The sequence below is a fragment of the Seohaeicola saemankumensis genome (assembly GCF_021021435.1).
Lineage (GTDB): Bacteria > Pseudomonadota > Alphaproteobacteria > Rhodobacterales > Rhodobacteraceae > Seohaeicola.
This window is the reverse complement of sequence record NZ_JAINWI010000037.1, coordinates 1-1,053: the sequence shown is the minus strand read 5'-3', so window position 1 is coordinate 1,053 and position 1,053 is coordinate 1. Positions and strand designations below refer to the sequence as shown.

Sequence of the window (1,053 nt, the reverse complement as noted above, 5' to 3'; positions counted from 1 at the left end):
TTGCTCGGTCAGCTGCGCGGGACTGGGCTTGAAGCCGAAATCGAACCGCTGGCCCATGGGCTCGCGACGATCCTGCAGCGCCGCAAGGTGGCACTCGGCAAGGAGGTCGACCGCACCGCCGACAAGATCGGCGCGCTGGCAAAATCCCATGACGGATCGGAGATCGCCGAGACCGCGCTCGAAGAGGCGCAGGCGCGCTTTCTGCAGCTGCGCGAGATTGTCAGCGCCATCGAGGTGATGAGCGAGGCAGCGGCGGAATGCTACGAGATCGAGACGGGCCACGCCTTCATCCCGGCAGCCGGGTCGCGCGCAAGCATCCGGGCGCAAGAGACCGGGGCGGTCTTCGAGGCGCGGCAGCTCCTGGAGCAGCACGACCGTGAAACCGCCGAGAAGTCGAAAGTCGAGGGGGTGCCCCTGATCGTTTCAGGAGCCACCGACTGGGCAGATGTCGATGTGATCTTCAACACGCTCGACAAGGTTCGCGAACGGATCAAGCAGAACCGCAACCAGGAGATCTTCCTCTGCCACAAGGGTGGCAAGCACGGGGCAGAGATGATTGCGGCTCGGTGGGCCCGGGCACGCGGGGTCGCGCAGGCGCGCTTTGATCCTCGCTGGTCCGCGCATGGGCGGGCGGCACCGTTCAAGTGCAACGACGAAATGCTGGACGACAAGTTCGCGGCGACGGGGGTTGTTCTCTTCGGCGGCAACGGGGTCGCGCTGAACCTCGGGCAGAAGGCGGAAGCGAAAGGCCTGACGGTCATGCGGGTTGCTGACCCGGCGAAGAAGACTGCGCAGGATTGAAGAGAGGGGGTCGCGCTTGGCGCGGCCCTTTCGTCATGTCTCATGGCGCGTGCGATCGGTCAAGCGCGATCGGCAGTCTGCGGCGGCCAGCACCGTTATCCCTCTACCCAGTCCGTCAGAGTGCGGCCCATCCGCATCGTTACGGGCTGGGGATGGTGCGCACCTCGCACATCGTCAGCAGCGCAAGACCGAGGGCTGATGACGTTTCGCTTGAGGCTGAAGACCTGCACGTCCCTCGGGGCGTGTTTCGGA

General features: G+C 65.3%; 1 protein-coding gene. It reads left to right on the top strand.

The window, feature by feature from the left end; translation table 11 throughout:
* A partial coding sequence (locus K7H22_RS19560; protein WP_230802494.1) for a DUF2493 domain-containing protein occupies positions 1 to 801 on the top strand: 801 nt, incomplete at its 5' end.
* Between the last annotated feature and the right edge of the window lie 252 nt (positions 802 to 1,053).